Raw genomic sequence first — 24,791 nt, 5'->3', positions numbered from 1 at the left:
GCACTCGTGACCGACCAGCCGCAGGCGACCGCCGCGACCCCGATGCCGCAGGCGCCGCCCGCCGCGCTCGAGCTCGACGGCACCGACTGGCAGCGCGTCTCGCCGAAGTACATCGTCGTCGAGATCGTCGGCTACCTGATCTTCGGCGCCATCATGACGACCGCCGGGTTCATCCCCTTCTGGGTGAGCGACTGGGCGCCCGCCTCGCTGCTGGGCATCGCGCTCGGCGCGTGCTTCCTCCTCGTGATCGCGCTCACCCCGCGTCGGGTTCGCGCGATCGGCTACGCGCTCCGCGAGGACGACCTGCTGTTCCGACGAGGCATCCTGTCGCAGCGCGTGACGGCCGTGCCGTACGGGCGGATGCAGCTCGTCGACATCACCCGAGGGCCGATCGCGCGAGCGGCGGGCCTCTCCGAGCTGCGCTTCGTGACGGCCGCCGCGTCGTCGGGCATCGTCATCTCGGGGCTCCCGGCGGAGGACGCCGAGCGCCTGCGCGACCACCTCGTCGCAGTGGCCGAGACCCGCCGGGCGGGCCTGTGACCGACTTCGCCGACGGCGAGTGGCACCGCCTGCACCGCGCGACGCCGCTCTTCCGCGGCGGGATCACGGTGCTGATCCTCGCGGGAATCGTGTTCGGCAACCTGCGCGAGCGGCTCATCGAGCTGTTCGTCGGAGTCCCCGGCTACGGGCCGGGCGCGGACGGCGAGTTCTCGGGCGACCCGCTCGACTTCATCCTGCGCGAAAACCTCGTGCTCGCCGCGCTCGGCGTCGCCCTGCTCGTGCTGCTGCTCGCCGTCGGCGGCTTCTGGCTCTCGTGGCGCATGCACACCTTCCGCATCACCGACGAGGTCGTCGAGGTGCGGTCGGGCATCCTCTTCCGCACCACCCGCAAGGGCCGCCTCGACCGCATCCAGGGCATCAACATCGCGCGCCCGTTCATCCCGCGCCTCTTCGGAGCCGCGAAGCTCGAGATCTCCGTCGCCGGCAACGACGCGAACGTGCCGCTGTCGTACCTGACGTCCCGTGACGCGGATGCCCTCCGCCGCGAGATCCTGCTCCTCGCGTCCGGCGCGCGCCGGTCCGCGATCGCGGGCGACGCCGAGGCAGGGCCCGAGCATCCCGGCCCCGGCCCCGGCGTCGGCGTCGGCGCCGGGCAGGGACCCGGTGGCGTCGGCGCCCTGCTGGAGGACCGCGCGCGCGAGTTCCTCGCTCCCGAGCTCGACCCGGCGCTCGCGCCACCGGAGGCCGTGCTGCGCATGAACCCGGGGCGGCTCATCGGCTCGACCGTCCTGAGCGACGCCATGCTGTTCCTCCTGATCGCGGGGGTCGGCCTCGCGATCGCGGTCGGCATCACGGGCGACGCGCTGCTGCTCATCGGCTTCCTGCCGGCCCTCCTCGGCGTCGGCGGCTTCCTCGTCTCGCGCATCACGCGCTCGCTGCGCTACTCGATCGCCTCGACGCCCGACGGCGTGCGCGTCGGGTTCGGGCTCCTGTCGACCTCGAACGAGACGCTGCCCCCGGGCCGCATCCACTCGGTGCGCGTCAACCAGCCGCTGCTGTGGCGTCCGCTCGGGTGGTGGCAGATCGCGGTGAACCGCGCATCCCGCTCATCGCAGCAGGGGGCCGCGGGCCAGCAGCAGACGACGATCCTCCCGGTCGGCAACCTCGACGACGTGCGCACGGTGCTGCGACTGCTGCTCCCCGACGTCGCGACCGACGAGGCGATGCCGCTGCTCGAGCGGGGCATGCTCTCGCCGGGCGGCGAGGACGGCTTCACGAACTCGCCCCGTCGCGCGCGGGCGCTGCGCTGGTTCTCGCAGCCGCGCAACGGCTTCGCGATGACGGAGTCGGGGGTGCTGCTGCGGACGGGAGCGATCTGGCGCTCGCTCACGATCGTGCCCTTCCCGCGCATGCAGAGCGTGAGCGTGCGGCAGGGCCCCGTGCTGCGGCCGCTGCGACTGGCGGCGGTGCACGTGCACACGGTGTCCGGGCCGATCACGCCGGCGCTCGGGGCGATCGACCGAAAAGCGGCGCTCGGCTTGTTCGCGGCGGTCGCCGAGGCCGCCATCCGCACGGCGACCGTCGACACGACGCACCGCTGGCGGGCGAGCACTGCGGCCCCGCTCACGGTCGACGGGGGCGACGCGTGACCCCCCGCGACGGACGCCTCGGCGTCGGCATCATCGGCGCGGGCCGCGTCGGCCCCGTCCTCGGCGCCGCCCTCGCCGGCGCCGGCCACGCGATCACGGGCATCTCGGCGAGCACCGACGACGAGCGCGAGCGCGCCGCGAGCATCCTCCCCGGAGTCCCTCACCTCGAAGTGTCGGCGATCGTCGAGCGCAGCGAGCTCGTCATCCTCGCCGTGCCCGACGACCAGCTGCCCGGACTCGTCTCGGGGCTCGCGGCCCTCGGCGTGTGGCAGCCGGGCCAGCTCGTCATGCACACCTCGGCGGCGCACGGCGTGCGGGTGCTCGACCCCGCGCGGCCCGCGGGCATCATCCCTCTGGCCGTGCATCCGGCCCTCGCCTTCACCGGCACGTCGATCGATCTCGTGCGCCTGCGCGAGGCCTGGTGCGCGGTGACCGCGCCGAGCCCCGTGCTGCCGATCGCGCAGGCCCTCGTCGTCGAGATGGGCGCCGAGCCGATCATCGTCTCGGAGGAGCACCGCGCCGCCTACGCCGACGCCATCCAGTCGGCCTCCGATTTCTCGACCGCGATCGTGTCGCAGGCGATGGGCGCCCTCCGCGACATCGGCGTCGACGAGCCGGGCCGCGTGCTCGGAGCAGTCGTGCGCTCCGCGGTCGAGAACGCGCTGCGGTCCGCGACCGTCGATAGCATCGACCTCGCGGCGCTCGCCGATGCGGGGGCGGATGCTCCCGCCGAAGCCGATCCGCGCGACGACCGCCCGCGCGGCCGCACCGACGACCGCCCCGACCGCCCCGACCGCCCCGACCCCCTCGACCCCGGAGCCGCATGAGCCGCACGCCGCCGCCCGTCGACACCACGATCGACGGCCTGCGCGCCCGGCTGGACGCCGAGCGCGCCGCGGGCCGCACCGTCGCGCTCGTGCCGACCATGGGGTCGCTCCACGAGGGGCACCTCGCGCTCGTCGACCGCGCGGCGGCGCTCGCCGATGCGGTCGTCGTGTCGATCTTCGTGAACCCGCTGCAGTTCGGGCCCTCGGAGGACTACGACCGCTACCCGCGCGATCTGACGGCCGACCTCGCCGCGCTCACCGACCGCGGGGTCGCCGTCGTCTTCGCGCCGACCGTCGCCGAGATGTACCCGCGCGGACCCATCGGCACGCGCGTCTCGGCCGGAGCGGTCGGTGAGATCCTCGACGGAGCCTCACGACCCGGCCACTTCGACGGCATGCTCACGGTCGTCGCGAAGCTCCTGCTCATCGCCGCCCCCGACGTCGCCGTCTTCGGCGAGAAGGATGCGCAGCAGGTCTTCCTCGTGCAGCGCATGGTGCGCGACCTCGACGTGCCGACGCGCATCGACGTCGTCGAGACCGTGCGTGCTTCGGATGGTCTCGCGCTCTCGAGTCGCAACGCGTACCTGTCGCCCGAGCAGCGGACGGCGGCGCTCGCGCTGCCGAGCGCCCTCGCAGCCGCACGCGCCGCAGCGATCGCCGGTGCCGGGCTGCCGACCGCGCTCGAGGCCGCGCTCGCGGTGCTCGACGCCGAGCCGCTGCTCGAGCTCGACTACGTCGCCGTCGTCGACCCGGAAACCTTCCAGCCCGCCGAGCCCGGCCACACCGGAGCCGCACGCGCCCTCGTCGCCGCGCGCGTCGGCTCGACCCGCCTCATCGACACGCACCTGCTGCACCTCGCCTGACGCGCGACCCCGCGCGAGCATCCGCCCGCCGCCTGTGTCGCCCGCGTCGCCCGCGCTGCCCTCGAACCGATTGCAGTCGATCCGACGTGACGCTCGCCTGCAGCCCGCTGACCCGCCCCTCGCAGCGATCCGGGGACTGCATTCGGTATCGGTCGCGCCGAGACCATGCGCAGCTCAGGAACGTCGCTCCCTCCGACGGCGACCTTCCGCGCCGCCGGCTCCTGCGGAGACCCGACCTTCCTGAGTTGCGCACCCCCGTGCGCGCCCACCGCCCCGGCCGGGCTCCCGCGCGCCCGCCGGTAGGCTGAACTGCTGAACCGAGGAGCCTCATGACCGACACCACGCCCGCGCCCGACGCCGCTGAGCCGACCGTCGCCGAGATCGCCGAGCAGAAGCAGGTGCGCCTCGACAAGCGCGAGCGGATGCTCGCCGCAGGTATCGACGCCTACCCCGTCGGCCTGCCGATCACCGACACGATCCCGGCCGTGCGCGAGCGGCACCCCGACCTCGAGCCCGACACGGCCACGGGCGAGCGCGTCGCCCTGGCCGGTCGCGTCGTCTTCTCGCGCATCACGGGCAAGCTCTGCTTCGCGACGCTGCAGTCCGGCGACGGCAGCCGCATCCAGGTGATGGTGTCGCTCGCCGAGGTGGGCGACGACGAGCTCGCCCGCTGGAAGGAGTTCGTCGACCTCGGCGACCACGTCTTCGTCGAGGGCGAGGTCATCACCAGTCGCCGCGGCGAGCTCAGCATCATGGTCCGCAGCTGGGCGATCGCGGCGAAGGCGATCCTCCCGCTGCCGAACCTGCACAACGAGCTCAACGAGGAGACCCGGGTCCGCCAGCGCTACCTCGACCTGATCGTTCGCGAGCAGGCGCGCAAGACGGTCCGCGCCCGGGCGCTCGCCGTCGGCAGCCTGCGCCGGACGTTCGCCGATCACGGCTACCTCGAGGTCGAGACGCCGATGCTGCAGACGATGCACGGCGGAGCATCCGCCCGCCCCTTCACGACGCATTCGAACGCCTTCGACACCGAGCTGTTCCTGCGCATCGCGCCCGAGCTGTTCCTCAAGCGCGCGGTCGTGGGCGGCATCGAGCGCGTGTTCGAGATCAACCGCAACTTCCGCAACGAGGGCGCCGACTCCACGCACAGCCCCGAGTTCGCGATGCTCGAGGCGTACCAGGCGTACGGCGACTACCACCAGATGGCCGACCTGACGCAGGAGATGATCCAGAACGCGGCCGTCGCGATTTCGGGCTCGCACGTCGTCACGTGGGCCGACGGCACCGAGTACGACCTCGGCGGCGAGTGGGATCGCCTCAGCATGTACGACTCGCTGAGCGCCGCCGCGGGCGTCGAGATCACGCCCGAGACGCCCATGGCCGAGCTCAAGAGGCTCGCCGACGCGGTCGAGATCGAGATCGACCACCCGCTGCCGGGCAAGTTCGTCGAAGAGCTCTGGGAGCACTTCGTGAAGGGCGACCTCGTGCGCCCGACCTTCGTCATGGACTTCCCCGTCGACACGAGCCCGCTCGTGCGCGAGCACCGCAGCCTTCCGGGCCGCGTCGAGAAGTGGGACCTCTACGTGCGCGGCTTCGAGCTCGCGACCGCGTACTCCGAGCTCGTCGACCCGGTCATCCAGCGCGAGCGCTTCGTCGCGCAGGCGACGCTGGCGGCGGGCGGCGACCCTGAGGCGATGCGCCTCGACGAGGCCTTCCTCACCGCTCTCGAGCACGGGATGCCCCCGAGCGGCGGCATGGGCATGGGCATCGATCGCCTGCTCATGGCGCTGACCGGGCTCGGCATCCGCGAAACGATCCTCTTCCCGCTGGTCAAGTAGCCGGAGACCCCCATGGCCGACAAGAACGAGCTCCCCCTCCCCGGCGACGCCGAGCGGAAGAAGCGCGAGATCTCGCCGATGCGCCTGGCGATCTGGCTGATCGCCGGCGGGTTCGGCGCGTACCTGCTGATCTCGGGCCTCGTGGGCATCATCGCCAAGGGCTGAAACCTCGTCAGTCACACGAGCCACACCGCCCTCACCGCCCACTCCAGCCACAACATGTAGCGGTCGCCTCCGGGCCGTGACCCCCTATCTGGGGCGAGCATGCCGGCCCGCGGCGTCCGTACCATGAGGGTGCTCGCAGAACCGCGACCGGCCACCCACCGGACACCCGCGCGGCTCTGACGCACCACACCCGATACGACGCCGACGGCCCGCCCCACGAGTCGTCGACCTCGCCTGACCCGAAGGCGAACCCCCGTGAAGCACACCCATGCCGTCACGCACAGCCTCATCACGGCTGCGCTCTCGACGAGCCTCATCCTCGTCGCCTCGCCCGGCATCGCCGCCGACGCGCTGCGCATCACGACCCCCGTCTCCGGGACCATCGTCTCGGGCGAGCTCTACATCGCCGGCACGATCGCCGGCGACGGCGAGCACGAGCTCACCCTGCAGCTCGCACCGCAGCAGCTCGGCGAGTGCGGCAGCGCCGTCGCCTCGACGACCACGACCGTCTCCGCCCGCGACGGCTTCAGCGCCCTCGTCGACACCCTCACCGTCGCCGACGGAACGTACTGCCTCGTCGCGGTCGCCGACCGCGGCCGGCTGTCGGATGTCCAGGCCGACATCCGCATCGACAACGAGATCCTGCGCGGCTTCATCCAGCTCCCCACCGAGTCCCTCCCCGAACCGACCGACGGAGCCTCGGCCATCGAGGCCGCGGTGCCCGCCGAGTCGGGCCCGGTCATCGCGGTCGCGGCCTTCGCCCTCGCCGGCATCCTCGCTCTCGGCGTCGCGGTGTACGGCATCGCTTCCGGCCGGAGGCTCATGCGCCCCTAGCTCGATCGACGGGAGCCCGATCGCTTTACCCCCCGATGCGCGATCCGGCTCCGCCGGCCGGGTCGTCGTCCGACCCCCCCCAACGGATGACGACCCGGCGGCACCTTCTTCCGAGCCGGCGCGACGTATCCTGGTGTCGTGGACGACTTCTGGACGAACGCGGTGTTCTCGATCACACCGACGATCGTCGTCGGCCTGATCTTCTGGTTCGCGATGCGTGCGATCATCCGTGCCGACCGCGCCGAGCGCCAGGCCTACAGCGACATCGAGGCCGAGGAGCGCGCGCGCTTCGAGAAGCTCCACGCCGACCCGCACGAGTAGCGCGCGCGGAGCATCCGTCGTCGTTCGCCCCTACGCGGGCGGCTGCCGACGGGGCCTGAGGCGGATGCCCGGCAGCGTCGGTGCCGGAAGCGCCGACCCCGGCCACCTCTCGACCCGGCCGAAGGTATCGGCCGGCGCCGTGCCGTCGATCACCTCGGACTGCCACGCGGCGCGGAAGCCGACGATCTCGTCGTGGTCGCGGCCGATGAAGTTCCACCACATGACGATCGGCTCGCCGAGCGGCTCGCCGCCGATGAGCAGCCCCCGCAGGGGAGCATCGCCCGCGGAGACCCGCAGCGTCGACCGACCCGTGGGCGTGAACGCGAGGTGCGCCGTCGGGATGGCGACGTCGTCGATCGTCGCGACGCCGGCATCCACGAGCAGGCCGTGCTCGAAGCGCCGGTCGACGGGCAGCTCGACGCTCGCGCCGGCAGGCAGGTCGAGCTGGGCGGCGACGAGCGGGCTGAAGACGCGAGCGGCGGCGTCGGCGATGCCGGTGAGCGCGCCGATGAACACGCGCACGGTAGCGGCGCCGACCTCGACCGGCCGCGGCTCGGTGTGCTCGAGGAACGGGGTCGTGCGCCGGTCGGCGTCGGGCAGCGCGACCCACAGCTGGGCGCCGTGCAGGCGCGTGGTCGCGGGGGTTGAGACCTCGCTGTGCTGGATCCCCCTGCCCGCGGTCATGAGGTTGAGCTCGCCGGGGCGCACGAGCTGGTGGGCCCCGGTGGAGTCGCGGTGCTCGATCTCACCCTCGAACAGCCAGCTCACCGTCTGCAGCCCCGTGTGCGGATGCGGCGGCACGACCATGCCGCCCGTCTCTGCGACGTCATCGGGGCCGTAGTGGTCGACGAAGCACCAGGCGCCGATGAGGCTGCGCCCGCGCTGGGGGAGCGTGCGGCGCACGGTCATCGCGCGGGGCCCGCCGAGCGGCACCTCGCGCGGTTCGAGCACGAGGATGCTCGGCGCCGGCTGCTCGTCGCACACGAGCTCGGCGGGCTCGGGCTCGAGGTTGCTCATGCCGTCACCCTACGTCGGCGGTGGGGCTGGCGCCTCGCCGGCCGCGGTTGCCCGGCCGCGGTTGCCCGGCGGCGCCTGCCTGGCGGCGGCTGCTCGGCGGCGCCTGCCCGCCGCAGCTGCCGCGCCGCAGCTGCCGCGCCGCAGCTGCCGCGCCGCAGCTGCCCGCCACCGCCCCGCCGCCGGGCGTGCACTAATTCCGGAGATCCGTCGTCGCGGTCCCGTCCGCCCGCGCCTCGACAGGCCGCGTCCTCCGGAACTCCGGAGTCAGTGCACGCCCGGCAGCGCCCGGCGACCGCACGCCGGGCAAGGGCTCAGCGCTCGACGACGAGCAGGTCGCCGACCTCGCAATCGAGCGCCTCGCAGATCGCCCGCAGCGTCGAGAACCGGATCGCCCGAGCGCGGTCGTTCTTCAGCACCGACAGATTGACGAGGCTCACGCCGACGAGCTCGCTCAACCGGGTGAGGGTGAGCCCGCGCTCCTCGAGCAGCTCGTCGAGCCGGCAGTGGATGCCCGTCTCATCATCATCGGACGCCGCCGGCGCCATCACACGAGCCCCGCCGTCTCGCGCTGCAGCCGCTCGCCGCTGCGCACGAGCCCGGCCACGACGACGAGAGCGAGTCCGACTCCGAGGGGCCAGAGGTCGAACGTCAGCGACGGGGGAACGGCGATGCCGTCGCCGAGCGCCTCCGGCGAGAGCGCGAACAGCTGCTCGTGAGCGAGCGTCCCGGCGATGCTCGAGGCGATCTGGCCCGTGATCCCGCCGATGGCGAGGGTGATTCCGGCGATGACGAGAAGCCGGCTCAGTCGGGGCGTGAAGGGGGTGTCGGAGATCGACTGGCGCGCGAAGCGGGCGACCACGAGCAGCAGCGTCACTGCGACCGCGCCCTCGATCAGCGTGCCTGCGGCGAGCCAGATCCGGGCCGCGGCGCCGAGCCCGTCGACGGTGAGGGCGGTAGGCGCCGAGACGACGGCGTCGGTGAGGCTGCCGGCAGGGTCGGCGCGGAGGTCGGCGGGGGTCTGCTCAACCCTGAGTGTGACGGGGATCTCGAGCGTCACCCAGCTCGTGGGGATGAGCGACTGCGCGACGCCGATCACCGTTCCCAGAGCCACCACCGCGACTCCGACGAGGCATGCGGCGGCGACGAGTCGCGGCAGCAGCGGTCGTCGAGCCTCGACAGACTCCCGCCGTGGTGAGAGCACCCCGACGACGACGGCGACGCCGACGAGCACGGCGACGATGAGGAGCAGGACTGACAGGTCCATCAGACGAGCCCCGCCGTCTCGCGCTCGAGCCGCACCCCTCGCCGCAGGAGCACGCCGACGAGCAGCACCCCGACGCCGGCGGCGATGTGAGTGACGTCGAGGGGCCCCGGTCCGATCCAGCCGCCGAGCTCGGTTCCGGCGAGCAGCTCGTGCCGTGCAAGACTCACGCCGTAGCCATGCAGGACCTGCGAGGCCGAGCCGATCGCGACAAGTGAGACACCGACCACCGTGGCAGTGCGGGCGAGCTCGGGCGCGAAGCCCTCGTTCTTCTCGATCCGCGAAGCGAGCGACGCGATGCCGAAAGCAACGATCGCATGCAGCACCGGGGCGAGAAGCATCGGCGCGACGTACAGGAGCTCGGTCCCGAGACTGAGCCCTGCGCCCGGGATCGAGATCTCGGTGAAGTATCCCGAGCCGATGAGCTGACCATCGAATACGGGCGGTCGAAGAACCGACTCGGGAATCACTGACGCGGGCGAGATGGGCACCGGCAGCGTCAGCGCGCTGGAGCCTGGGGCGCCTTGAACTCTGCTGGTCGTCATCGAAATCGTCACGACGAGCCCGATGAATGCTGCGAAAGAGGCACCCAGCCCGTAGATGAAGGCGAGCATGCCGATGACACGTGCGGCTGGAGCGCCGGAGGGCTCGCCGCCCGCGGCGGCTATGGCCGCGCGAATTCGCCGCCTACGGATCGTGACCGTCACGATGATCACGGCGAGTGCGACGAGCGGGATCGCCGCGTACGCGATGTTCCAGAGAAGAATCGCGTCCATCAGACGAGCCCCGCCGTCTCGCGCTGCAGCCGCGCTCCCGCGCGGAAGACGAACGCGAGCGCCAGCACCGCGACTCCGACCACGACCGGCACGGGGTCGAACGCGAAGCCGACAGCGAGCTGCTCCGATCCGGCCGCGGCGTTGAGCTCGTCGGCCGCCATCATTCGGCCGAGCCCGCCGAGCGCCGAGGCGGCGAGCATCCCGATTGCGAGCGCCGAGCCGACCGCCACCATGAGCCCGGGCATCGCGCGGTGGAACGCGTCGCCTCGCGCGATCGCCCGCAGCGCGAACGCGATGACACCGGCGACGACCGCGCCGACCAGATTCGTGAGACCCGCCTCGGCGAGCAGCAGCCCGAAGGCTCCACCGCTCACGTCGCCCGCATCGACCAGCACGAGATAGCTCTGGGCGATGAGCGGGGGGATGCCGTCGGCGTCGCCGACGGTCACGGCCCCTGCCGCGAGAAGCTCCACCTCGACCGGCTCTCCCCCGACGAGCGGGAGCAGCACCGCCAGCATGGCGCCGATGGCCCATACGGCGCTCGCGGTGAGCGCGAGCGCCGCGACGAACCGGAGCGCGGTCGCGTCTCGACTGGCGACGACGGGCGGTGGGACGGATGGGGCGGACGAGGTCGGCATGAGCATCCTTATCGATGATCGTTAATAACGAATATCGATACGGTACCGGCGAATGCCCAATCGAGCAAGAGTCGATTCCGGCCCGGTGAGCGCACGCCCCGGAATCCCGCACGCCTACGGCGAACAGGGGCAGTTTTCCCCACCACCCCTGGTTACCCTCGATAGCAACCGGGGCCCCGTCAGCGCCCCGGCGCCTGAGGAGGTATCCGATGTTCGAACGCTTCACCGACCGTGCCCGTCGCGTGGTGGTCCTGGCCCAGGAAGAGGCCAAGATGCTCAACCACAACTACATCGGCACCGAGCACATCCTCCTCGGCCTCATCCACGAGGGTGAGGGAGTAGCCGCGAAGGCGCTCGAGTCGCTCAGCATCTCGCTCGACGCCGTGCGCGAGCAGGTCCAGGACATCATCGGCCAGGGTCAGCAGCAGCCGACCGGGCACATCCCCTTCACGCCGCGCGCGAAGAAGGTGCTCGAGCTGAGCCTGCGCGAGGCGCTGCAGCTCGGCCACAACTACATCGGCACCGAGCACATCCTCCTCGGCCTCATCCGCGAGGGCGAGGGCGTCGCCGCCCAGGTGCTCGTCAAGCTCGGCGCCGACCTCAACCGCGTGCGCCAGCAGGTCATCCAGCTGCTGTCGGGCTACCAGGGCAAGGAGGCCGTCGCCGTCGGCGGCGACACCCCGAGCGCCGACAAGGGCTCGCAGGTGCTCGACCAGTTCGGCCGCAACCTCACGCAGGCCGCGCGCGACGGAAAGCTCGACCCCGTCATCGGCCGCGAGAAGGAGGCCGAGCGGGTCATGCAGATCCTCTCGCGCCGCTCCAAGAACAACCCCGTCCTGATCGGCGAGCCCGGCGTCGGCAAGACCGCCGTCGTCGAGGGCCTCGCCCAGGCGATCGTCAAGGGCGAGGTGCCCGAGACGCTGAAGGACAAGCAGCTCTACTCGCTCGACCTCGGCTCGCTCATCGCCGGCTCGCGCTACCGCGGCGACTTCGAGGAGCGCCTGAAGAAGGTCACGAAGGAGATCCGCACGCGCGGCGACATCATCGTCTTCATCGACGAGATCCACACCCTCGTGGGTGCGGGTGCCGCCGAGGGCGCGATCGATGCGGCGAGCATCCTCAAGCCGCTGCTGGCGCGCGGTGAGCTGCAGACGATCGGCGCGACCACGCTCGATGAGTACCGCAAGCACTTCGAGAAGGATGCCGCTCTCGAGCGTCGCTTCCAGCCGGTCCAGGTGCAGGAGCCGTCGCTGCCGCACGCGATCAACATCCTCAAGGGGCTTCGCGACAAGTACGAGGCGTTCCACAAGGTCTCGATCACCGACGGCGCGATCGTCTCGGCCGTGAACCTGGCCGACCGCTACGTGCAGGATCGCTTCCTGCCCGACAAGGCGATCGACCTGATCGACGAGGCCGGCGCTCGGCTGCGACTGTCGATCCTGTCGGCACCGCCCGAGCTGCGCGAGTTCGACGAGAAGATCGCCGGCGTGCGCTCCGAGAAGGAGCTCGCGATCGAGAACCAGGACTTCGAGAAGGCCGCCAGCCTGCGCGACGACGAGAAGAAGCTGCTCGGCGAGCGGCTGCGCCTCGAGAAGCAGTGGCGTTCGGGCGAGGCCGGCGTCGGCGGCACCGTCGACGAGGGCGTCATCGCCGAGGTGCTCGCGCAGGCCACGGGCATCCCCGTCTTCAAGCTCACGGAGGAGGAGTCGAGCCGCCTCATCTTCATGGAGAAGGCCCTGCACCAGCGGGTCATCGGCCAGGAGGAGGCCATCTCCGTCCTCGCCAAGACGATCCGCCGCACCCGTGCGGGCCTCAAGGACCCGAAGCGCCCTTCGGGCTCGTTCATCTTCGCCGGCCCCACGGGCGTCGGGAAGACCGAGCTCGCGAAGGCGCTCGCCGAGTTCCTCTTCGACGACGAGGGCGCGCTCATCGCGCTCGACATGTCGGAGTACGGCGAGAAGCACACCGTCTCGCGACTGTTCGGCGCCCCTCCCGGATTCGTCGGATTCGAGGAGGGCGGCCAGCTCACCGAGAAGGTGCGCCGCAAGCCGTTCAGCGTCGTGCTCTTCGACGAGATCGAGAAGGCGCACCCGGACATCTTCAACTCGCTGCTGCAGGTGCTGGAGGAGGGGCGCCTGACCGACGGTCAGGGCCGCGTCGTCGACTTCAAGAACACGGTCATCATCATGACGACCAACCTCGGCACGAAGGACATCACGGGCGGCCCGGTCGGCTTCACGCTCGAGGGCAACACGGCCGCGACCTACAGCGCCATGCGCGCGAAGGTCGTGGAGGAGCTGAAGAAGCACTTCAAGCCCGAGTTCCTCAATCGCGTCGACGAGACGATCGTCTTCCCGCAGCTGAACCAGGACGAGCTGCTGCAGATCGTCGACCTGTTCATCAAGCGCCTGCGCGACCGCATGATGGACCGCGACCTGACCATCAACGTCAGCGACTCGGCGAAGGCTCAGCTCATCAAGCTCGGCTGGGACCCGTCGCTCGGTGCTCGCCCCCTGCGCCGCGCGGTGCAGCACGAGATCGAGGACCGCCTGTCCGAGGAGATCCTGCACGGTCGCCTCAACGGCGGCGACCACGTCGAGGTCGACTTCGTCGACGGCGAGTTCACCTTCGTCACCACGCAGAAGGAGCTCGCGGCGGTCGAGGCCGGCCCCGCGGTCGCCGGCGAGCTGCCGCCCGTCGAGTAGCCGCGCGCACCACGACCGACGCCCCGCCCCCGGATCTCCGGGGCGGGGCGTCGTCGTTCCCGAGGTCGCGAGGATCCGGAGCGTCGCGCGCGCGTACCGGCGACACTCCTGGTCCGGATGCACCCTCCGCCGCGAAGTTGCCGACGAGTGGCCGCGCGCTGCCTGCGCACCAGCCGCGAGCCGGCCGCAGGCTCGCCGCGGGAAGGCTGGGGCGCCTTGTCGTCGGAGGGCACGGAGAAGCACCCTCATTCGGGGGGCATCTCCGCCCTCCGCCGATACCGATCCCCGCCGCGCCCCCGCGGCTCATGAACTGGAGAACCTCGATGAAGAAGCGTCTCGCCCTCGCCGGTCTCGCCTCGCTCGCGCTCGCCGCGAGCACCGCCGCCCCCGCGGTCGCCGCGGGCCACGACGGCCCCACGATCACCGACATCGCCGTCGCGGCCTCGGGTGGCGTCGGCGCCTACGACACCAACGGTGGCGACTACGACATCCTCGTCGGCGCCCTCGTCGCCACGGGCCTCGCCGGCGCGACCGCCGACCCCTCGGCCGACCTCACGGTGTTCGCCCCGAACGACGAGGCCTTCCTCCGCCTCGTGACCGACCTCACCGGCTCGCGTCCCGCCACCGAGCAGGAGGCCCTCGCAACCGCCGCGACGCTCCCGAACCTCGTCGACGTGCTGCTCTACCACGTGTCGGCCGGCGAGAAGTCGCGCACCCAGGTCGTCAAGGCCGGAAGCGTGGACACGCTCAGCGGCGTCAGCTTCCGCGTCCAGGGCGTCAACCTGCGGGACGGCGCTCCGCTCGCCGACCCGAAGATCCTCCCCGAGTTCTCCAACATCCACGCCTCCAACGGCGTGATCCACACGATCGACCGGGTCCTCGTCCCCGGATCCTGATCGCGGTTCCGCGCCCCGTCACGTCGGCGCGAGCAGGAGCCCCGGCCGTTCGGGTGGCCGGGGCTCCGTGCTGTCCGCGGTCGGTGAGCCGGGCATCCGCCGCCGCCTCTAGGCTGATCGCGTGACCACCCCCGGATTCCTCGTGCGGCCGGCCCGCACCTCCGACGTGCGCGCCATCACGCAGCTCGTCGAGCCGCTCGTGCAGAAGCGCATCCTGCTCGGCAAGGAGCTCGTGGTGCTCTTCGAGTCGGTGCAGGAGTTCGTGGTCGCCGTCGACGGCGGCGGCGAGGTCATCGGCTGCGGCGCGCTCCACGTCATCTGGGAGGACCTCGGCGAGGTGCGCACCCTCGCGGTCGCCGAATCGTGGCTGGGCAGGGGGGTCGGCCACGGCATCCTCACAGCCCTCGAGGATGCCGCTCTCGCGCTCGGGCTCTCCCGCCTGTTCTGCCTGACCTTCGAGGTCGACTTCTTCGCCCGGCACGGGTTCGAGCCCATGGGCGAGCAGCTGCTCGTCGACCCCGAGGTGTACAGCGAGCTGCTGCGCTCGCCCGACGAGGGCGTCGCCGAGTTCCTCGACCTCTCGCGCGTCAAGCCGAACACGCTCGGCAACACGCGCATGCTCAAGCAGCTGCACTAGCACCGGCGGCGACCGCCGACGGCATCCGCCCCCTCGCCCGCGGGCGATCTGCGCACACGCCGCCCGCCCGCCCCGGAATCCGGCCCGCCGCGACGTACCCTGACCCCATGCAGACCCTGCGTCAACCCGTGGGGCCGCTGCCGCCCCAGGTCTACTGGCGCCGCCGTCTGGTGGTCGGCATCGGCCTGCTCGCCGTGATCCTCATCGTCGTGCTGATCCTCGTCCGCCCCCGAGCCGATCAGGCGGGCGCGGGCGACCCGGGCGCGAACCCCGCCGCGAGCGACGCCCCGGCCGACGAGGCGGGCGCCGAGGAGCCCGCCGAGCCCGTCGACCCGGCCAACCCGAACGCGTGCACGCCCGACCAGGTGCAGGTCGCGGCCGTCACCGACGCCGACTCGTACCCCGCCGAGGTGCAGCCGCTGCTCTCGCTCACGCTCACCAACACGGGCTCGGCCCCGTGCGTCGCGACCGTCGGCACCGACGTGCAGGAGTACGTCATCACCTCCGGCAGCGACCGCATCTGGTCCTCGAAGGACTGCCAGACAGACCCCGCGCCGGCCGAGGTCACCCTCGAGCCGGGCACGCCGCTCTCGACGACGCCGTTCTCGTGGCAGCGCGTGCGCTCCGAGCCGGGGGGCGCCTGCGAGGGCAAGCGCACGGCGGCGATCGGCGGCGGCGCGACCTACCGGCTGACGGTCACGATCGGCGGCTTCACCTCCGAGCCGAAGCCCTTCATCCTCCAGTAGCGATGGGGGCGGATGCCCGGCGAGACGCCCGCGGGCGCGTGCGGTCGGCGCCCGCTCTCCCCGGGCATCCCCACCACGGTCGTTCGGCGGCGCCCGCGTAGGCTGGTGGCGATGCCGAAGAAGAAGCGCCCCTCACGCCCCGGCGGCACCCCGCGCCGCATGCCCGGAGCCGCGAGCCCGCTGCCCGAGTCGACCCTGCCGATCGAGCAGCGCCTCGCCGCCGCCCTCGAGAGGCAGGATGCCGCGGCCGTCGCCTTCGCGCTGCGCAACGACCACGTGATCGTGCCCCTGCTCCCCGTCGACGGGCCGTCGCAGGTGCGGGTGTTCCGGCGCGGCGAGGCCGACAAGTACATGCTGCTGCTGTTCTCGAGCCCCGAGACGTACGTCTCGATGCTGCCGAACGAGACCGACCTGCGCGTGCTCGCCTACGACGGGGCGACGCTCGCCGACTTCCTCGAGCAGAACATCGGCGTTCTCGAGGCCGTGTGGTTCGACGTCGCCGGCCCGCACGCGATGCAGGCCGAGCCGCAGACGGTGCTCGACGCGCTGCGGCTCGAGGCACCGGTCGCCGACGCCGCGGAGTAGGGCCGCACGCCCAGACTGCCGGCGGATGTGCCCGAAAGTCGCGAGTGAGCCGGAACTTCCCGGCACAACTGCGACTTTCGCACTCAAGCGCGCGGCATCCGCCTGCCGCAGGTCAGAACTCTGGGATGTCGATCTTCTCGTCGCTCGCGCTCGCGAACGCGAGCCGCACTGCCTCGCGCACGTGCAGCGCCGAGGCGTCGATGAGCGTGCGATAGCCGAGGCGTCGGCCCTCGGCGGCGCGCTGCGGCGCCCCGGCGACGGCGCGGATCTCTCCGGCGAGGCTGATCTCGCCGATCGCGGCGAGATGGCCATCGAGGGCCTTCTCGCGTCGGGCGCTCGCGATCGCGAGAGCGATGGCGAGGTCGGCGGCGGGCTCGGTGAGGCGGATGCCGCCGACGGTGGAGACGTAGACGTCGAAGCTCGACAGCGGCATGCCGCAGCGGCGCTCGAGCACCGCGAGCAGCATGGCCACGCGCGAGGAGTCGACGCCGTTGACGACGCGCCTCGGCTGCGGCGCGCTCGACGCGACGACGAGCGCCTGCACCTCGACGGGGATGGCGCGGCGGCCCTCCATCGCGATGGCGACGCACGTGCCGCTCACGGGCACGGGCGCGTGCGACCGGAACAGCGCGCTCGGGTCGGCGACCTCGGCGATGCCGTCGCCGGTCATCTCGAAGCACCCCACCTCGTCGGTCGGCCCGAAGCGGTTCTTGTGGGCGCGCACGAAGCGCAGCGCGGTCTGGCGATCGCCCTCGAACTGGCACACGACATCCACCAGGTGCTCGAGAAGCCGGGGCCCCGCGATCGTGCCGTCCTTCGTGACGTGGCCGACGAGGATGACCGGGAGGTCGCGCTCCTTCGCGACGCGGATGAGCGTCGCCGCGACTTCGCGAACCTGCGAGACGCCGCCGGCGAGGCCGTCGATGAGGGGGGATGCCACGGTCTGCACCGAGTCGACGATGACGAGCTGCGGCTGCACCTCGTCGATCTGGCCGAGGATCACCGAGAGGTCGGTCTCGGCCGCGAGGTAGAGCTCGTCGCTCAGCGCGTTCGTGCGGCCGGCGCGGAGGCGGACCTGCGCGGTCGACTCCTCCGCAGAGACGTAGAGCACGCGCTGGCCGCGACGGGCGGCGCGCGAGGCGACCTCGAGCAGGAGCGTCGACTTGCCGACGCCCGGCTCGCCCGAGAGCAGGAACGCCGCGCCCGGCACGATGCCACCGCCGAGCACGCGGTCGAACTCGGCGATGCCGGTGGGGGTGTGGCTCTCGTCGCGCGCCGTGATCTCGGTGATCGGGCGGGCGACGCGGGCCTCGGCGACGCGCGCCGAGGTCGTGCGCTGCGTCACTGCCGCCGGGCCGGCTTCGACGACCGTGCCCCACTGCTGGCACTCGCCGCAGCGGCCGGCCCACTTCGGGGTCGTCCACCCGCACTCGGAGCAGCGGAAGGTCGTCGTCGGGCGGGCCATGCTCCCGATGCTACGGCCGAGCACCGACGCCGGGCGATGAGGCGGGCCGACGGTGGGCAACCCGCGCAGGGCGCGGTCAGTCGCCGAGCCGCAGCTGACGCGCCCGGCGGTTCACGGCGCTGGCGAAGGCCGACTCCCAGACGCGGTAGCCGAGGCGGTTGGGGTGGAACTGGTCCCACGTGAACTCCGCCCACGACTGTGGCCCGCGGCGCAGCTCGGTGACGCGGTGCAGCGGCGCGAAGGGGCGGCCGGATGCGCGCACGCGCGTCTCGATGGCGCGCGAGGCGGCCGCGGCATTCAGCTCGCGAGGGCCGAAGTGGAAGCACGGCAGGTCGGCGATCACCGCGTGCCGCGGCACCGAGTCGATGAGCCGCTCGACGCCGGCGACGAACCCGTCGTGGTCGACGTCGCGCATATCGTTGGCGCCGATCGCTACCGTGACGAGGTCGGGTTCGCGACCGGTCTCATCGATGATCGCGCGCAGCAGGGGCAGCTGCCGATCGAGCGCGTCGCCGATGCGCGCGCCATAGCGCGAGAGGTTAACGACGCGCACGGTACGGCCCGAGAGACGCTGCAGACGGTTCCTGAGCAGTCCGACGTAGGAGAAGTCCAGGTCGCGCACGCCGATGCCCTGCGCCGCCGAGTCACCGATTGCGACGTAGAGCAGCTCGCCCTCGGCGCGCTCGCGGGCCGCCCACTGCCGCCGCCGCTGCCACAGCCAGGGCGTGCGCATTGAGGGGGCCATTCCCGCATCGTAGCGAGCGAGGATGAAGCGGATGCCGCGGGGCGAATGCGGCGGCGGATGCAGCGACGGAAGGCCGGATGCTGCCTTTCCGGCCCGGTTCGCGCCACCCGCCGGCCTGTACTAAACTCTCCCGCGGAACCGTGTCCGAGCGGCCGAAGGTGCAACTCTCGAAAAGTTGTGTGGGTGTTGAGCCCACCGTGGGTTCAAATCCCACCGGTTCCGCGTTGGGGCTCCTTGCGAAACTCGCGAGATCTGGTTGCGAAACTAGGCCCATAGAAAACGCCGCCGAGCGATCGGCGGCGTTTTCTGCGTTCCCGGCGACGTACTGGCCGGCCGGCACGCCTCACTGGCCGTACTCGCGGCCCCGAAGACGACGAAAGGCTCCGCCGGACCCGTGTGCGGGCGCGGCGAAGCCTTCGGTCGTGCAGGTGTGCCTGTAGCGGGAGTTGGGGGCCGAGCAGCCTCTATGTGCGGAGCGGCTTTGGTGGAGCGCCGGGAACCGCGACGAACGTCTCGTCCTTGGGACCGCGGTTCATCACGTAGTGCGACAGTCCGTCTCGATCGCGGCGGCGACGCACAACGGGGGCAGTCTTCTTTCGGGCCTGCTTCTCGAAGAAGGAGGCGATGCGCGCGAAGTTCCGCTGCATGATCTCGAGGACGAACATGAACTGGGCCGCGCCGAGGCCGCGCATGCGCCGCCGCGCTGTCGCCGCGATGGAGCTGCTCTCGTACTTGAACTCGCGGTTCCAGCTCTCGACCGTGTTGCGGTCATGGCGGTAGACGGCGGCCCACTCCTCGGTGCCGTAGATCAGTTCCTGCCGAAGTTTCTGACCCTCCGACACCGGGAACATCACGGACGTCTGGCGGCAGATGCGATCGCGCTGGTCCTCGCTGGGTGCGTTGAGGATCTCCGGCTTTGCCTTCTTCGACGACTGTGGGTGGATCTCGCGCAGCGGGCACTCCACCTTCGCCTGCGGTCCGATGGCCGGGCACATCCCCCTACGGGGAGGCCCGGACGCTAAGGCTCCCGAGTCCCCCATATGGCCGACTTTTCGTCAGCTCCGGCAGGACCTACGGTCAGCATCAACAGTAGTTTTCGAGATCGTCTCGAAAACACAGGGCAATGGAGCCCGGAACGCCAAGTCAGATGAAGAGCATCACAGGATGGGCGGCGGCGGCTGCAGTCGTAGCTCTACTACTCTCAAGCGCCCCCGCGGCAGCTGCCCCTCCTGAGAACTTGCCCGCACGTGCGCCTTTAGAGGCCTGCATTGCCGCAGCCACGGCCAAGAAGCTGGAGAGCTGGTCCTGCCTCGGTGGACAGCTCACGTACCTGGCGCCGCGCGCTGACGCCGAGCATCCTGCGCGGTATGTGACCGAGCGCGTGGCGGATGACCCGCAGACCGTGGAAGCCGCGGCGAATATTGGGACGATGGCCGTGGGCGACGACTACGACACCTGGTGTGAGTTCGGAACGACCTGCACCCGTCGAATCAGCGCCTACATTTCCGAGACGAAAGGTAACGCGGCCTACGGCGATCAGAATGGTGTGATCGGCACATTCGACGTCATCATACGCAACAGCCTCAATGGTCGGCAGGCTCGCTGGACGGTCTCGTGGATCCACGAGACGGGGCCCCGCATCTCCATCAGCGGGGCAAATGTGCACTGCACCCAGGTGGGTGCCTTTTTCAGCTCGTGCGGCACCCACGCTGCGGACAACGGCGATGCATCCATAGCCATCGGGCTAGGCCGATTCAATGGACCGCTTATCTACGGGAATAGGCTGGTGCAATCGGCTCAATACACCGGCGAAGTCCGTGGATGGGTAGTGCCGTCCGGACACGCCTATCCGAATGAACCCGCCGCTCATGGGTCAGAAATTCAACTGCTACGGTAACGACAATTGCTACTTCCCGGGATGAGGCTGGCTGGATGACAAGCGACTCACTGCCTCGAAGCTGGGAAGATTTACCGCGCGAGCCACCCCGGCGTGGAGACGAGCTGAGGCTGGAGAGAAACGGTTGGCAGGCGCTCCTCGCCTATCTTTCCGGCCCAGCGTGGACATATCAGGTGACCGCGTCCAGCGAGCCGGTCGTTGTGTATTCCGATACCACAGGCCATTCGAGGCCGGCCACAGTCGAGGAAGAGCAGATCCGCAGCGAGGAGTTGCGGGTATTCCTGGAAGAGAACTCTGTGCCGTATCCGCCGGAGGGGATCGAGTGGCGCCTCGTGCTTCCGGCTGGAACGGACGGAGACTCGTTCTGGGGTCGCGTCAACCGCTCTGTCGTGGGCCTGGATCCGGCTCAACAGCGGGTCCGGGAGGTCGTAGAGAGAGAGCTTCGTACTCTCTTGGTTAGCGATTGATCGATTGAGCCGTCCCGGCCGGGGCGTAGCGCGGCGGGGCAAATGAGGGGCTGCCGGTGCAGAGTGCGAACGAGAGCTAATCTCCCGTAGGTGATCGAGCATGCGGGTCGTCTGCGGCGGCGGCCCGCCTAGGCGGCCCGCAGAGGATTTTCCGGTCACTCGCAGAGGATGAGCGCTTTTCCCGGGCTCAATCTGACCTGCATCTGGGCGGCTGGAGGAGTTTCGCAAGCAGCCCGCGTTGTCCTGTCTCAGCAAATAGGAAACCCCCGACCCCCTTGGATCGGGGGTTTTCTGCTTCTCAGAGGAAGCCTCGGAGAGCGTCGGCGGCTCGCGTGGTGTGGTTGTTGACGACGGTCCGGCTCGGGACCATGATTGCTCCACCGCTCGCTGAGGCGGCGCCATCGGAGAGTCACCACGCCCAGTAGCAGTCTCCAGGTCCCGCAGTTCAATGACGATCGAAAGGGCACCATGACGACCCACCCCGATCAGCCTTCGGAGCTGTCCGACAACGAACACCTCAGGGTGCTCGGGTACGACGACACCTTCAACAGGTCGATGAGTCTGTGGGCGAACTTCGCCCTCGGATTCACATATCTCTCACCGCTCGTCGGCGTCTACTCGCTCTTCGCGCTCGCCTTGACGGTGGGTGGCCCGCCGTCGATTTGGTGGCTCCTCATTGTCGGAGGCGGGCAGTTGCTGGTCTCTCTCGTGTTCGGCGAGGTCGTCTCGCAGTACCCAATCCACGGCGGCATCTACCCGTGGGCACGCCGCCTGTGGAGCCGCCGCTATGCGTGGATGGCTGCGTGGGTCTACATCTGGGCGATGATCGTCACGATCACCGCCGTCGCGCAGTACGGCGCGGGCTTCGCGGCGAGCCTGTTCGGCATCACCCTGGATGCGACATCCGGACTGCTGCTGGCGCTCGCCCTTCTTCTCATCGCGCTCGTGATCAACTTCGCGGGTACGACGTGGCTGGCTCGCGTCGCCCGCATCGGCCTCGCGGCCGAGCTGATCGGCGTCATCGGGGTTGGCCTGTACCTACTGATCTTCCAGCGCCAGCAGGAGTTCAGCGTCTTTTTCGACACGATGGGCGTCGAGGGCGATGGCAGCTACCTGACGGCCTTCGTCGGTGCCGCGCTTGCGGGGCTGTTCTTGTTCTACGGCTTCGAGGCCTGCGGTGATGTTGCCGAAGAGGTCGCGTCGCCGGCTCGCCAGGTTCCGCGCGCCATGGTCCTGACGATCCTCGTCGGGGGCGTCTCGGCACTGTTCTCCTTCGCCGGCTACGTGATGGCGGCACCGAACCTGGAGGCGATTGTTGCCGGCGAGGACGCCGACCCGATCCCGGGCATCCTCAGCGCCACCCTGGGCGATGTCGGCGCCAAGATCTTCCTCGTCGTCGCCGTGACCGCGTTCCTCTCGTGCGTGCTGAGCCTGCAGGCGGCGGCCAGCCGCTTGCTCTTCTCCTTCGCCCGCGATGGGATGCTGCCGGGTCACCGCTGGCTGGCCAAGGTCTCGCCGAAGAGCAAGGTGCCGGTCAACGCGCTCATCGTGGCCTGCACGATTCCCGCGGTGATCTCAGTGTTGGTCTGGATCAACCCCGCTCTGCTCTACCCCGTGACGGCCTTCGCGGTGCTCGGCATCTACGTGGCGTTCCAGATGGTGGTGCTGGCGTCGCTGCGGCAGCGGTTCAAGGGCTGGCGCCCTGCCGGGCCGTTCTCGCTCGGTGCGTTCGGCATGGTCGTCAACATCCTTGCGCTCGCCTACGGCATCTTCGCCATGTATCTGCTCGCCACCCCGGGCGCGTCGGGCGACTTCGTCACCGACTGGGTCGTGCTGATCGGCTTGGGCATCGTGCTGGGCACGGGCGCGATCTACCTGTTCGCGGCGCGGCCCGATGCTAAGTCGACTGCGCCGGCGGGTGACGCGATCGCGGTGGCTGACGAGATCAACCGTCGCACCGGCTCGATCCCGACCGTGCGGAAGTAATTCGACGAACTGACCCGAGTGTCGCACGACGGAACGACTCCGCCGTGCGGCACTCGGCACGCTACGATCGGCGAATCAAGGGGAGTACTCCTTCGAAGCGGACTCGTCACTACGAGCACGCCTTCGTGCCCCGGGCGGCTTGCCCTGGTTCGCCGGGGTGGAAGTGACCCTGGTCATTCATTGACTGACCAAGGAGCACCCCTGAGGGCGTCACGCCCCTCATCTGGATCATCACCATCGCGGTCACGATCGCGTTCTTCGTCGCTAGATCCGGCGGGCTCAGTAACACAAGGGTTGCCCTACGGCGCATGTCGGTTAGCCATCACGTTCGGGTGTCGGTCAGGCCTGTAGTTCTCCGGTTCCTGATCGATGCACGACCCCAACGATCCCCGAAGCTTGATGTGCCGCGGCGTAGGCGGAACCCACCCAGGGACGCGTCCTCGATCCGCGTCAACCCCGGGCGTCCTATGACGACGGGCACGAACACGCCGGGAGCGACCCCCGACCCTCATCACTCGTCGCTCTCGAACGCGGTGCCCGGCCAAACGACCGAGGGAATTCTCGACCCGGAGCGGTATTACTACCGCCGGGTCTACGTGGATGCGGTGCGGGCGATCACCGCGGTCGCCGAATCGGTGCACGTCGACCCGGCTCGCATCGTTGTGGCCGGGGGCAGCCAGGGGGGCGGGCTGGCGCTGGCTGCTGCGAGCCTCAGCGACGTGCCCGTTGGGGCGCTCATCGACGTGCCGTTCCTGTGCCACTTCGGCCGAGCGATCACGGTCAGTGACCGCGACCCGTACCGCGAGATTTCGCGCTACCTCAGCGTGAACCGCGACCACGCCGAGCGGATCTTGCGCACGCTGTCTCATGTCGATGGCGCGTCTCTCGCCTCGCGCGCCACGGCGTCAGCCTTGTTCTCCGTCGCCCTCATGGACGCCACGTGTCCGCCCTCGACCGTGTATGCCGCCTACAACCGGTACGGGGGCCCCAAGTCGATGGCGGTCTACCCGTTCAATGACCACGAGGGCGGGCAGGAGTTTCACCAGGTCGAGAAGTACCGATGGCTCGCGCGACTCTTGCGCTGAAGGTTGCCGCTGCCGTCGCCTGCGGGCGACTGGGCACCGCACCTTCATCACCGCCGCGGGCGCTCGCCGCCGCGTGCGCGAGCGGGCGTTGCGGCCGGCGCGCTACGGCCCGCCGGCGCGGCTGCGACCCGACGTGCGCATCGACGTGCGCACCGACGGCGGACGGCCGATCTACACGATCACGCCGACTCTCAGCAGCCCGGTGGGCAGCGTCGTGTACGCCCACGGCGGCGGCTGGGTGAACGAGATCGCACTGCAGCACTGGCAGCTGGCGGCCCAGATCGCGGCAGAATCCGCCACGGTCGTCTCGCTTCCGATCTCCCCGCTGGTGCCGTTCGGCACGGCGGCCGAGGTCACCGAGCGGGTCGCGGCCCTCGTCGTCGAGAACCGGGAGCGCTACGGCCCGACCTGCCTCGCCGGAGACTCCGCGGGTGGTCAGATCGGACTCAGCACGGCGCTGGCCCTGCGCGACGACGGCATCGCACTGCCCGTGACGGTGCTGATCTCGCCGGCCGTCGATCTGAGCTGGAGCAACCCGCGCATCCCCGAGGTGCAGCCCACCGACCCATGGCTCGGCGTGCCGGGCGGCCAGGTGCTCTCCGACCTCTGGCGAGGCGACCGTGAGCTCACCGACCCCGTCGTCAGCCCGCTGTTCGGCGATTTCGCCGGGCTCGGGCCGTTGACCGTGCTCACCGGAACCCGCGACGTACTCAATCCCGACGCCCATCTGCTCGTGGCGAAGGCCCGCGCGGCCGGCGTCGAGGTCGCGTTCACGGAGATCGCCGGACAACTGCACGTCTACCCGCTGCTGCCCACCCGCGAGGGTGCGAGGGCGCGGCGGGTAATCGTCGCGGCTCTCCGCGAGGTGGTGCGGCGGCCCTGATGGC

Annotated in this window: 26 protein-coding genes and 1 tRNA gene; 19 read left to right on the top strand and 8 right to left on the bottom strand. The window is 70.6% G+C overall.

The window, feature by feature from the left end; translation table 11 throughout:
- The first annotated feature begins 6 nt into the window (after window positions 1-6).
- The 8 genes from ASC54_RS01860 to ASC54_RS01830 all read left to right on the top strand — a co-directional run bounded on the left by ASC54_RS01860 (window position 7) and on the right by ASC54_RS01830 (window position 6,998).
- Complete coding sequence (locus ASC54_RS01860) at window positions 7-540, top strand: PH domain-containing protein (protein WP_235451361.1); 534 nt, start codon at window positions 7-9, stop codon at window positions 538-540.
- Window positions 537-2,150 (top strand): PH domain-containing protein, encoded by a 1,614-nt coding sequence (locus tag ASC54_RS01855; RefSeq protein WP_055896334.1) that lies wholly within the window; start codon window positions 537-539, stop codon window positions 2,148-2,150. The genes ASC54_RS01860 and ASC54_RS01855 overlap by 4 nt, the downstream gene beginning before the upstream one ends.
- Window positions 2,147-2,977: a Rossmann-like and DUF2520 domain-containing protein gene (locus ASC54_RS01850; RefSeq protein WP_082514786.1), complete on the top strand. Its 831-nt coding sequence runs from the start codon at window positions 2,147-2,149 to the stop codon at window positions 2,975-2,977. The genes ASC54_RS01855 and ASC54_RS01850 overlap by 4 nt, the downstream gene beginning before the upstream one ends.
- A complete protein-coding gene (panC, locus tag ASC54_RS01845; protein WP_055896330.1) occupies window positions 2,974-3,840 on the top strand; it encodes a pantoate--beta-alanine ligase in 867 nt (288 codons plus the stop codon). The genes ASC54_RS01850 and panC overlap by 4 nt, the downstream gene beginning before the upstream one ends.
- 329 nt (window positions 3,841-4,169) lie before the next feature.
- The gene (lysS, locus tag ASC54_RS01840; protein ID WP_055896326.1) at window positions 4,170-5,678 is read left to right on the top strand and encodes a lysine--tRNA ligase; all 1,509 of its coding nucleotides are present in this window, start codon (window positions 4,170-4,172) and stop codon (window positions 5,676-5,678) included.
- 12 nt (window positions 5,679-5,690) lie between these two features.
- On the top strand, window positions 5,691-5,843 hold the full coding sequence (locus ASC54_RS12720; RefSeq protein WP_156376694.1) for a hypothetical protein: 153 nt from the start codon (window positions 5,691-5,693) through the stop codon (window positions 5,841-5,843).
- 255 nt (window positions 5,844-6,098) lie between these two features.
- Window positions 6,099-6,677 (top strand): hypothetical protein, encoded by a 579-nt coding sequence (locus ASC54_RS01835; RefSeq protein WP_055858009.1) that lies wholly within the window; start codon window positions 6,099-6,101, stop codon window positions 6,675-6,677.
- A gap of 138 nt (window positions 6,678-6,815) precedes the next feature.
- Window positions 6,816-6,998, top strand: a complete 183-nt coding sequence (locus ASC54_RS01830; protein WP_055858011.1) for a hypothetical protein — start codon at window positions 6,816-6,818, stop codon at window positions 6,996-6,998.
- A 30-nt stretch (window positions 6,999-7,028) separates the two neighbouring features.
- On the opposite strand, the gene ASC54_RS01825 is transcribed toward ASC54_RS01830, so the two are convergent.
- From ASC54_RS01825 to ASC54_RS01805, 5 genes are all read right to left on the bottom strand, one after another.
- On the bottom strand, window positions 7,029-8,015 hold the full coding sequence (locus ASC54_RS01825; RefSeq protein WP_055896323.1) for a pirin family protein: 987 nt from the start codon (window positions 8,013-8,015) through the stop codon (window positions 7,029-7,031).
- A 311-nt stretch (window positions 8,016-8,326) separates the two neighbouring features.
- Window positions 8,327-8,560: a helix-turn-helix transcriptional regulator gene (locus ASC54_RS01820; RefSeq protein WP_055858019.1), complete on the bottom strand. Its 234-nt coding sequence runs from the start codon at window positions 8,558-8,560 to the stop codon at window positions 8,327-8,329.
- A complete protein-coding gene (locus ASC54_RS01815; protein WP_055896319.1) occupies window positions 8,560-9,279 on the bottom strand; it encodes a hypothetical protein in 720 nt (239 codons plus the stop codon). The genes ASC54_RS01820 and ASC54_RS01815 overlap by 1 nt, the downstream gene beginning before the upstream one ends.
- Entirely contained in the window at window positions 9,279-10,052 is a 774-nt protein-coding gene (locus tag ASC54_RS01810) for a hypothetical protein (RefSeq protein ID WP_055858023.1), read from the bottom strand. The genes ASC54_RS01815 and ASC54_RS01810 overlap by 1 nt, the downstream gene beginning before the upstream one ends.
- The gene (locus ASC54_RS01805) at window positions 10,052-10,690 is read right to left on the bottom strand and encodes a hypothetical protein (RefSeq protein WP_156376693.1); all 639 of its coding nucleotides are present in this window, start codon (window positions 10,688-10,690) and stop codon (window positions 10,052-10,054) included. Before ASC54_RS01805 ends, ASC54_RS01810 begins: the two co-directional genes overlap by 1 nt.
- Window positions 10,691-10,899: 209 nt before the next feature.
- Between ASC54_RS01805 and ASC54_RS01800 the strand changes: the two genes are divergently transcribed.
- The 5 genes from ASC54_RS01800 to ASC54_RS01780 all read left to right on the top strand — a co-directional run bounded on the left by ASC54_RS01800 (window position 10,900) and on the right by ASC54_RS01780 (window position 16,259).
- On the top strand, window positions 10,900-13,395 hold the full coding sequence (locus tag ASC54_RS01800) for an ATP-dependent Clp protease ATP-binding subunit (RefSeq protein WP_055896315.1): 2,496 nt from the start codon (window positions 10,900-10,902) through the stop codon (window positions 13,393-13,395).
- Between the two features lie 323 nt (window positions 13,396-13,718).
- Window positions 13,719-14,291: a fasciclin domain-containing protein gene (locus tag ASC54_RS01795; protein ID WP_055859378.1), complete on the top strand. Its 573-nt coding sequence runs from the start codon at window positions 13,719-13,721 to the stop codon at window positions 14,289-14,291.
- 121 nt (window positions 14,292-14,412) lie between these two features.
- Window positions 14,413-14,928 carry an amino-acid N-acetyltransferase gene (locus ASC54_RS01790; RefSeq protein WP_055858028.1) on the top strand — a complete coding sequence of 172 codons (516 nt, stop codon included), beginning with the start codon at window positions 14,413-14,415 and terminating at the stop codon, window positions 14,926-14,928.
- Window positions 14,929-15,035: 107 nt separating this feature from the next.
- Window positions 15,036-15,674, top strand: a complete 639-nt coding sequence (locus ASC54_RS01785) for a hypothetical protein (protein WP_055896311.1) — start codon at window positions 15,036-15,038, stop codon at window positions 15,672-15,674.
- A 111-nt stretch (window positions 15,675-15,785) separates the two neighbouring features.
- Window positions 15,786-16,259 (top strand): dehydrogenase, encoded by a 474-nt coding sequence (locus tag ASC54_RS01780; RefSeq protein ID WP_235451360.1) that lies wholly within the window; start codon window positions 15,786-15,788, stop codon window positions 16,257-16,259.
- 112 nt (window positions 16,260-16,371) lie between these two features.
- Here the strand turns inward: ASC54_RS01780 and radA are convergent, their stop codons facing one another.
- Window positions 16,372-17,724 (bottom strand): DNA repair protein RadA, encoded by a 1,353-nt coding sequence (gene radA / locus ASC54_RS01775; protein WP_055858035.1) that lies wholly within the window; start codon window positions 17,722-17,724, stop codon window positions 16,372-16,374.
- A gap of 76 nt (window positions 17,725-17,800) precedes the next feature.
- Entirely contained in the window at window positions 17,801-18,469 is a 669-nt protein-coding gene (locus ASC54_RS01770) for an SGNH/GDSL hydrolase family protein (protein WP_082514785.1), read from the bottom strand.
- A 134-nt stretch (window positions 18,470-18,603) separates the two neighbouring features.
- On the opposite strand from ASC54_RS01770, the gene ASC54_RS01765 reads away from it, so the two are divergent.
- Window positions 18,604-18,691, top strand: a tRNA-Ser gene (locus ASC54_RS01765).
- Window positions 18,692-18,933: 242 nt separating this feature from the next.
- On the opposite strand, the gene ASC54_RS01760 is transcribed toward ASC54_RS01765, so the two are convergent.
- Window positions 18,934-19,464: a hypothetical protein gene (locus ASC54_RS01760; RefSeq protein ID WP_055896305.1), complete on the bottom strand. Its 531-nt coding sequence runs from the start codon at window positions 19,462-19,464 to the stop codon at window positions 18,934-18,936.
- Window positions 19,465-19,838: 374 nt separating this feature from the next.
- On the opposite strand from ASC54_RS01760, the gene ASC54_RS12715 reads away from it, so the two are divergent.
- The 5 genes from ASC54_RS12715 (at window position 19,839) to ASC54_RS01740 (ending at window position 24,787) form a co-directional block, all read left to right on the top strand.
- On the top strand, window positions 19,839-20,366 hold the full coding sequence (locus ASC54_RS12715; protein ID WP_156376692.1) for a hypothetical protein: 528 nt from the start codon (window positions 19,839-19,841) through the stop codon (window positions 20,364-20,366).
- A gap of 35 nt (window positions 20,367-20,401) precedes the next feature.
- Entirely contained in the window at window positions 20,402-20,833 is a 432-nt protein-coding gene (locus ASC54_RS13265) for a DUF5956 family protein (RefSeq protein WP_369813312.1), read from the top strand.
- Between the two features lie 468 nt (window positions 20,834-21,301).
- Window positions 21,302-22,819 carry an APC family permease gene (locus tag ASC54_RS01750; RefSeq protein ID WP_055858048.1) on the top strand — a complete coding sequence of 506 codons (1,518 nt, stop codon included), beginning with the start codon at window positions 21,302-21,304 and terminating at the stop codon, window positions 22,817-22,819.
- A gap of 467 nt (window positions 22,820-23,286) precedes the next feature.
- A complete protein-coding gene (locus tag ASC54_RS01745) occupies window positions 23,287-23,904 on the top strand; it encodes an acetylxylan esterase (RefSeq protein ID WP_235451359.1) in 618 nt (205 codons plus the stop codon).
- 133 nt (window positions 23,905-24,037) lie between these two features.
- Window positions 24,038-24,787 carry an alpha/beta hydrolase fold domain-containing protein gene (locus ASC54_RS01740; RefSeq protein WP_235451358.1) on the top strand — a complete coding sequence of 250 codons (750 nt, stop codon included), beginning with the start codon at window positions 24,038-24,040 and terminating at the stop codon, window positions 24,785-24,787.
- Window positions 24,788-24,791 lie beyond the last annotated feature (4 nt).

Source organism: Yonghaparkia sp. Root332, assembly GCF_001425665.1.
GTDB lineage: Bacteria > Actinomycetota > Actinomycetes > Actinomycetales > Microbacteriaceae > Microcella.
The sequence above is the reverse complement of the archived record's forward strand: the minus strand, read 5'-3'. Positions and strand labels throughout refer to the sequence as shown.